The following is a 7993-nucleotide window of genomic DNA, read 5'->3' as shown; positions in this document are numbered from 1 at the left end:
ACCCGCCGCGGCAAGCCGCAGTGGGGCCAGGATCCGGTCACCGGCCGCTGGAGCATCGTGCATGACCGGTGGCACACCGGGATCGTCGACGCCGCCGGCACCGCCGGCCTGCTCGCGCACATCGACGGACGCACCGCCGCCTGCGTCACCGAATGGCTGCAGGCCCAACCGGACTGGTGGCGTGACGGGGTCATGGGAGTGGCCGCGGGCGGCGTAGTACGTCGACGGGGCGACCTGCGCGCCGTGCTTGGACAGCTCGGCACAGATCGGTCGACCCCGAAAGTCTCTTCGTGCTCCTCGATGAACCGAGTCACCACGGCAGTCGCGGGTCGAGCTCCTGCGAGAAGAAGACTCGAGGCCGCCACCAGGATCTCGTTCGCTCGCTTCAGCTCCCGAACCTCTTGTTCCGGGTCCTTGATCCGCTTGGCGTCCCCGGTGCTCGTCCCCGGCCGTCGGCCGGCGTCGATATCGACCTGCTTGACCCAGCCGCGCAGGGTGTCCGGGTTGACCCAGACCCTGCCCCGCCCGGGTCGCCGCCGTCGACACCGACAGCTCCGGATCCTGCTAACGGGCCTTCCCGACAAGCCGGATCGCTCTCTCCCGCAGATCCTGCGGATACTTCCTCAGTGCTGGCGTGATCCTCATCCTTTCGTGGGATCAGACCCTCCACCACACGGAGCAGTTCACGTCGCCGACGGCGTCATCGCCGGCTACCGCGTCGGACCGAAGAGCCTGCGCGTCAAGGCTGACGACCTCGAGAACGTCGGACGACGCATCCCCTCGGCGAACTGGCACCTCCTCCGCTGACCGTGCCACAAGCCGTGCCACGGTCGCGCGCTGTCGAGTCAGGACGTCGACCGGCCCTCCACCCGGGCCTGGTAGGTGGCACCGATCTGGTCGGCGAGCAGCTTGTCCCGGTCGAGGGTGGCGTGCTGGTAGATCGCCATCGCGGCCTGGGAGGCGTGACCGGCGCGGGCCTGCAGCTCCGCGGCGGTCGCGCCGTGCTGGTCGGCGATCGTCAGGGCCGTGTGACGGAGGTGGTGGATCGTCAGGTCCGGTCGGTCGGCGGCAGTGCGCGCGTCGCGGAACCGGTCCATGAGGAAGCGCGTGCTCATGTGGTCGGTCCGGTCCCCCGGGAAGAGCAGGCCGTCCCCACCGGGGGCGGCGCACTCGAGCAGGTGACGTTGGAGCATCGGCAGGAATGGTGGCGGGACGTGCACGACCCGGATGCCGCTCCTCGTCTTCGGCGACCCGATCCCGCGGCCGCAGTTCGGACACGGGTCAGTGGCACCTGGGAGGGGTTCCTTGTCGACCTTGCGGGAGACCGAGACCCGCCCCGCGACGCCGTCGATGTCCGAGCGCCGCAGCTCGAGCAGCTCACCCTCGCGCAGCCCGACGAACGCAGCGAGCACGACGAACAGCCGCAGCCGCGGAGGCATGGTGTCGACGATCGCGCTGATCTCTTCGAGCGTTGCCGGCCTGACGATCCGCTTTACCCGCGACGAGCCCGCCCCGCGGATCTTCGGCGGCGCGCGGAAGATCAGCTCCTCCTCCTCGGCGGCGACGAGGATCGCGCGCAATACCCGATATGCCGCGGCGTTGCTCGACTCGGTCTCCGGGTCCAGCGAGGCGCGCCACCGCTTGATCTCCGAGAGCGTCACATCGACCAGCGGCATGTCGGCGAACCACGGCAGGATCCTGGTCCTCAGCAGGATCCGGTAGCCCCGCACCGTCGTCGCCCGCAGACCGCGCTCGGCGAGGAACCGCTCGGCGTAGCCGCCCACGGTGTTGTACTCCGCCTCACGACGGCGCTTCTCCTCCGCGACCTTGCGCGCCGCGGGTGGCGTCCACTCGTCCTTGTCGATGAGCCACCGCTCCGACGCCAGCCACGCCTCGGCGTCCATCTTCGTCCAGAACGTGCGCGAGTGACGGGTGCCGTCCGGCATCGCATACCGGGCGCGGTAGGCCGCTCTGCCGGAGGCGGCAACCCGTCGCTCGACCTCTCCGAAGCCTCGTCGCCTGGCCATCTGGACCTCCGCCTCTATCCCCTTGCTTCGTTGTCATCAGGAGTCCCTGTGGGGGACTGGTGGGGGAAAGAATGTCATCTGATGGGTTAGTCTGTCTACGCCTGTCCCGCGAATATCGCTGTTACACAACAAGTTTCGCATGCCGCGAGTCGGTTTGCAATCAATGGAAGGCGAATTCGCTTCCCCCGCAGCCCCCGTGTGAGTTTCCCCCACGCCCCACCCTTCGACGACCGGTTCGCGAGCAGAGGCCCAGTGGTGGCCCTCGTCTCAGTCGTCGTCGAAAGCCCCGGCCTCTTCGAGGTCGTGCAGCCGGATGAGGATGCGGGTGAAGTCGAGGCCGAGTTCGGTCACGTGCAACCGGCCGCGTTCCTCGTGGATGATGCCGGTATCCCGCCAGTAGCCCAAGGTCCACCGGACAGCGGCCTCGGAGAGACTGTCAAGGGTCTCCGCGAACGCAGTCGCCTGCTCGGCGTCGAGCCGGTCCGTCCTCAGACCCGCGTAGGGGTTGCCGGGTGCGCGCCTCCACCAGGCGACCAGGTCCTCGGCGGTGCGAGACTCACCGAACTCGAGGCCGAGCAGCACGCCGAGCAGTGAGGCGGAGGGGGCGGCGTACTCGCCCCGGTCACGGGCCACGACGAGGGCGCCGATGCCCATGAGCACCCACTCCTGGTCGTCGAGGACGCGCTCCGCTGCGGCGACGACCCTGGTGCTGCGCACCTCGACCAGCCCGGCCTGCACCGCCGCCAGATAGAGCCGGTCCAGGCCGAGATGCTCACCGGCCGAACGCCAGGTCGGCGGCTCCCCGCCCAGGTGAGTGCGCATCCAGTCATCGAGCCCAAGCTCGTCGATGGCCTCTCGCGCCACGGCCGGGCGCAGCACCCCGGTCTGGGTGACCGCTCGGCCGGCCGGGCCGATCCACTTGACCAGGGCGTGGATCCTCTGCTGGAACCCCGATCGTCGCACCTGCGCGGCGACGACGCGAGGATCCTGGACCGGGATCGCCTCCTCATCGTCGTCATCGTCCGGGTCGACCATCCCGTGCGCTGCGGCATAGGCGGTGAGGTCGACCCCGGCCAGCAGCTCGTTGGCCGCCTCTGTCAGCTGCGCCGAGGCCTTGCTGCCGGCACCGGCAGGTCCGGGAGAGCGGGCGAACCGTTCCTCCTGCGGCAGAGCGTTCCACGCCTCCACCACGGCCGCGAAGCGGGCGTTGGCGTCCTCGACGGACTCCACGTCGTCGAGGGAGATGCCGATCTCGCGCCCGAACGCCAGGAGGGACTTCGAGGCGCCATACGCCGCCGGGTCGCTCAGCCGTTCGCGCATCGTGGCGGTGGACCGAACGGCCTCGCGAGTGAGGGCCTTGACCTCGGCCGAGCCCGAGGCCATCCGGCCGGTCGCGCGCAGGAACCGCCAGAAGGTCTCCAGCGTCGCGACGAGGGAATCGACGTCGGGCGGGTCGAGGGGCCCGTGACCGGGCCAGCGCACCGTCATCAGCTCCGCCACCGAGCCCGCCGGCCACGAGGTGCCCGGACGCTGGTCGTGACTGTCGCGCAGGGAGAGCGCCGTCTCGAGCAGCTCCGGGTCGAGAGGTCTGCGGGTCTTGGCAGCCCAGTGCTCGGCGTGGGTGATCAGCAGTCGGTAGGGGTCGTCCACGGCACCATTCTTGCCAGGCCGGGCTGCTCCATGCGTTGGCCCTTGCCTGACAAGCAACGCCGGACCGCCCTGCCCCGCAAGGTCAGGACTGCTCGTTTCGGAAACCAACAACGAGGGCACCGCCCGCCCGCTGCGAGCACTCCGCTGAGAAGGCACCACCGCTGCGGCAAGAAAGGCACTGGCCGCATGGAGCCGGACCGCGATGCCTGCGTCCCAACCCGGCGAAGTGGGGCGCCTTCATCGGTTGGTCGGGCTGTTGGAGGAGAGGTAGGCGAGGGCGGCGCTGACGCGTCGGTCGAGCCCTGCTCCTTCCTCGAGTGAGAGTTTGTGGAAGATGGCGCCTACATGTTTGCTGACGGCGGATTCTGAGATGTAGAGGCGCTCGGCGATGGCCCGGTTGGTGAGGCCTTCGGCCATGGCGGCGAGCACCTCAAGCTCTCGAGCGCTGAGGTGACGCAGCGGGGATGAGGCGCTGTGTGTGGTGGCGTGCAGGAGCGCGTCGACGATCGCGGGGTCGATGACCGACCCGCCCGCGTGCACGGCCTCGATGGCGCGGACGATTTCTTCGCGGTGGCCGACGCGTTCTTTGAGGAGGTAGGCCAGACCGGTGGTTCCGGCGGCGAAGAGGGTTTGGGCGTACGAGGCGTCGGCGTGCTGGGAGAGGACGACCACCCCGACGTGCTCGGTGGTGGCGCGGATGCTGAGCGCGGCGGCGATGCCGTCCATGCCGTTGCCGGGGGGCATACGGATGTCGGTGACGACGACCTGAGGTCGCAGGCGGGCGACGGCGTGCAGGAGTTCGGGTGCGCTGGCGACGGCGCCGATGACGTCGATGTCGTCGCCGTCGGCCAGGAGCCGGCGCAGACCCTCACGGACGACGAAGCTGTCTTCGGCGATGACCACGGTGATGGGCGCTGTCATACCGGCTCTCCAGGGACGCTTGCGGTGAGCACCGTCCCACCTGATGCGCTGGCCAGCTCGAACCGGCCGCCGAGGGACTCGATGCGGTCCTGCATGCCGCGCAGCCCGGCGCCGGGTCGTGCGGTCGTGACGCCAGGGCCGGTGTCGGCGACCTGCAGCAGTGGCCCGCGCTCGGTGGCGGTCAGGCTGATGCGGACCATTGAGGACGGGGCGTGTTTGAGCGCGTTCGTGACCGCTTCGCAGGCGACGAAGTACAGCGCCGCCTCGACCTGCGGCGGCCACCGGTGGCCGGCGGCGCTCTGGGACACCTCGAGGGTCACGGACTCCTGTAGCCGAGCGAAGCGGTCGTTCAACGCGGCGGGCAGGCCGCCGTCGGCCAAGGCTGGCGGGCGGATCCCGCTGACGAGCTCACGCAGTCCGCTGATGGCGGCCTGCACCTCGTCTCGGATCTCGTCCAGGGTGGCGCTGCTGGCGGCGGGGTCGCGGCGGGACTGCCGGGCGGCGAGCTCGGTGAGCGTCAGGATCCCCACGAGCTGCTGCTGGACCCCGTCGTGCAGGTCACGCTCGATCGAGCGGCGGGCCTGGTCCTCGGCGGTGACGATGCGGGCCCGAGACTCGGACAGCTCGCGCTGCAGAGCGCGCGCCTGAGCGGAGAGGTCGACCAACAGCAGGACCGGGAAGGACGCCAGCGCCAGGAGGAACAGGTGCTGTGGCACCAGGTGCGGAAGGGAGGTCGACTCGCCGAGCACCACGAGCACGAGCAGCACCGCCAGGGCGCCGATCCCGAGGAGCATCCGACCGAGGACCGGGCGGTGCTGCCTCTCGCGCCACCAGCGGTGGGCCAGCATCGCGATGCCGGCCAGGAAGAGCAGGGGCTCGGCGTCCACGAGCGCCTCCCCGAGCGCACCAGCATCCGCCAGAGCCGCGATGGCGTGCGGGTTGGTCACCGCCAGGGACGGCTCGCTGGCGACGTCGATCCGGGCGGAGCCGACCACTCGCAGGAACGTGGACAGGACACTGGTCGCTGCGGCGGCAACGACCAGCCACCCGTGCCAGCGCCGGGTGAAACGGCCGGTCGGCATGAGAGCGAGCAAGGCGATGACCGCGGCGGTCTTGGCCACGAAGACACCGTCGGCGACCGCGTTGAGCACCGCATTCCCGGCACCGGTCTCGACCGCCGCAACGGCCACCTCTTCGAGCATCCAGGCCGCGAAGATCAACACCCCGGCGGCACACAGCGCACGGGCCGCACCCTGCCGCGGCGTCAACGCCACTGCCGCCAGCCCAGTGGCGAGCCAGGCCACCAGCGGCACAAGCACCAGCGGGTCATCGGGCACGCCCCGATTATGGCGCGGCGCCACCCGGTCTCGCCTGTAGCGCGCTCCACCTGCGCCCTGCACCACCGCACACCCAGTTCGGCAGGCACACACAGGCGGAAGATACCGGGTGCGGGGCACCGTGGAGAGGTCACTGAACGCGACCCACCTGGAGGAAACCATGCGACGCCACCTGACCACCGCCGCCTTCTCACTCGCCGCCATGTCCTGGACACTCGGCCAAGCCCTGCTCCCCGACATGGGCACCGACACCGGTTCCCGCTACGACGCCGTCGCCGCAAGCCCAGCCCTGGAGTCACTCTCCGCCGGCCTACTCGTCCTGGCCGGCGTCTTCCTCGTCCTCGGGTCGATCGCCGCCTGCTACCACCTCTCGACACTCGCCGGCACCAAGGGTCGCCGCCTCATGCTCGCCGGGACAGCACTCACCGGCCTCGGCGGTCTCTGGCTCGTCGGCGGGCGCGCCGCCTTCAATCTCATGTTCGTGCGAATCGTGGAGACCGAGAGCCTGACCCGCTCGACAGCCCTCGAGCTGCTCGACTCCTCCGGAGGACCCGGGTTCGTGCCGCTCGTCCTCATGCTCCCCTGCCTCCTTCTCGGGCCCGTGCTCCTCACGGTCGGCCTCAAGCGCGCCGCCCTCGCCGGATGGCTCCCCCTAGCCGCCTGGCTCCTCGGCATCGCCACCTTCCTCGGCACCGAGTTCCAGATCAAAGCCGCCGAGACCGCAGGCATCGCCATCGCCGGCCTCGCACTGGTCCTCGCCGCCCGCGCTCTCGACGCCGCGCCCGCACCCGCCACCACAGTCCCCGCCCACGAGACCACCGCGACCCTCCACGCCCCGCACCCAACCCCAAGCAACAGCCGTCAACCCGCCTAGATGATTGATTCCAAGGTGACTGGTGTGGCGTATGGGACTCGGGGGGTGAGGGTGCCCAGACTCGGTGTTGCGAACCAACTCGAGCTCTGGAGGCTCTCGTGGACACCGATCTGGACACCCTCGCCACCGCACTGTATGTGACCCTTGACGATCTGCTGAAGAGGCACCCCGAACTGGCGCCATGGCGACCCGCGGTCGGGATGAAACCGCAGGTCAGCGACGCCGAGTTGGTGACGATGGCGGTGCTGTCAGCGGTCCTGGGATTCGATGACGAAGCCCGCTGGGTGCGGCACGTGCGCGCCAACCTGCGCCACCTCTTCCCCTACGTGCCGCACCAACCCGGGTACAAGAAGCGGGTCCGCCGGCTCGGCCCGACGATGCTGGCGGTGATCGAGCACCTGGCCGCCGACACCAGCGTGGCCACCGACGACGTACTCGTGGTCGACTCCACCCCGATCGAGTGCGCCCGCTCCCGGGATACCGTCAAACGCTCAGACCTGGCCGGATGGGCCGAATACGGCTACAGCGCCAGCCACTCGCGCTACTTCTGGGGGCTCCGGCTGCACCTGGTGACCACCCTGCACGGGCTGCCCGTCGCGTTCGCGTTGACCGGAGCCAAGGCCGACGAACGAACCGTTCTGACCGACCTGATCGCCACCACCCCAGCTCTGGCCGGCGGCGGCCGGACCCTCATCGCGGACAAGAACTACTACGGTCGCGAGTTCGAATCCACCCTGGCCGCAACCGGATTCACGTTGTTGCGCAAAGCCCGGACCGGGGAGAACCCCCGACCAGGCGCCCAGTTCTTCAAACCCCTACGGCAAACCATCGAATCGGTGTTCGACACCCTCAAGGGCCAGCTTAGCCTCGAACGCCACGGCGGACGAACCCAAGCCGGCGTCATCGTCCGCGTCCTCCAACGACTCCTGGCCCTGACCACCGCCATCTGGCACAACGACCACACCAGCCAACCCGTCCTACGATCCTTAACCGCCTATGACCACTGACACCCCTTGGAATCAGTCGTCTAGCCCATCAGCCGGCGATGTGACGCATAGGCCGCTGCGCGCGGCGACCTTTCTATTAGCTAACCCTGGGGGTCTGATGCTCCTATTGCGGGACTGTCCGGCGAACGGTGTTTCCACCGACACGCCGACCGAGGGTCGGCGAGGAAGGTTGGTCAC

The 7993-nt window shown here is 69.5% G+C and carries 7 protein-coding genes and 1 other annotated feature; of the genes, 3 read left to right on the top strand and 4 right to left on the bottom strand.

What is annotated here, in order from left to right:
- Nucleotides 1-225: 225 nt before the first annotated feature.
- Nucleotides 226-353 (bottom strand) — a sequence feature (AL1L pseudoknot).
- A gap of 298 nt (nucleotides 354-651) precedes the next feature.
- A complete protein-coding gene (locus ABD225_RS09310; RefSeq protein ID WP_344083990.1) occupies nucleotides 652-807 on the top strand; it encodes a hypothetical protein in 156 nt (51 codons plus the stop codon).
- Between the two features lie 38 nt (nucleotides 808-845).
- Here ABD225_RS09310 and ABD225_RS09305 read toward each other — a convergent pair whose 3' ends face one another.
- From ABD225_RS09305 to ABD225_RS09290, 4 genes are all read right to left on the bottom strand, one after another.
- Nucleotides 846-2027 carry a tyrosine-type recombinase/integrase gene (locus ABD225_RS09305; protein WP_344083987.1) on the bottom strand — a complete coding sequence of 394 codons (1182 nt, stop codon included), beginning with the start codon at nucleotides 2025-2027 and terminating at the stop codon, nucleotides 846-848.
- Between the two features lie 267 nt (nucleotides 2028-2294).
- Nucleotides 2295-3677, bottom strand: a complete 1383-nt coding sequence (locus ABD225_RS09300; protein WP_344083984.1) for a hypothetical protein — start codon at nucleotides 3675-3677, stop codon at nucleotides 2295-2297.
- Between the two features lie 237 nt (nucleotides 3678-3914).
- Nucleotides 3915-4598, bottom strand: a complete 684-nt coding sequence (locus tag ABD225_RS09295; protein WP_344083981.1) for a response regulator transcription factor — start codon at nucleotides 4596-4598, stop codon at nucleotides 3915-3917.
- Entirely contained in the window at nucleotides 4595-5935 is a 1341-nt protein-coding gene (locus tag ABD225_RS09290) for a sensor histidine kinase (protein ID WP_344083978.1), read from the bottom strand. The genes ABD225_RS09295 and ABD225_RS09290 overlap by 4 nt, the downstream gene beginning before the upstream one ends.
- A gap of 109 nt (nucleotides 5936-6044) precedes the next feature.
- On the opposite strand from ABD225_RS09290, the gene ABD225_RS09285 reads away from it, so the two are divergent.
- Both ABD225_RS09285 and ABD225_RS09280 read left to right on the top strand, forming a co-directional pair.
- Nucleotides 6045-6809 (top strand): hypothetical protein, encoded by a 765-nt coding sequence (locus ABD225_RS09285; protein WP_344083975.1) that lies wholly within the window; start codon nucleotides 6045-6047, stop codon nucleotides 6807-6809.
- A 98-nt stretch (nucleotides 6810-6907) separates the two neighbouring features.
- Nucleotides 6908-7816, top strand: a complete 909-nt coding sequence (locus tag ABD225_RS09280; protein ID WP_344083972.1) for an IS982 family transposase — start codon at nucleotides 6908-6910, stop codon at nucleotides 7814-7816.
- Nucleotides 7817-7993 lie beyond the last annotated feature (177 nt).

Origin of the sequence: Nostocoides veronense, assembly GCF_039531185.1 — a bacterium.
GTDB lineage: Bacteria > Actinomycetota > Actinomycetes > Actinomycetales > Dermatophilaceae > Nostocoides_A > Nostocoides_A veronense.
This window is presented reverse-complemented; position numbering and strand designations above follow the sequence as displayed.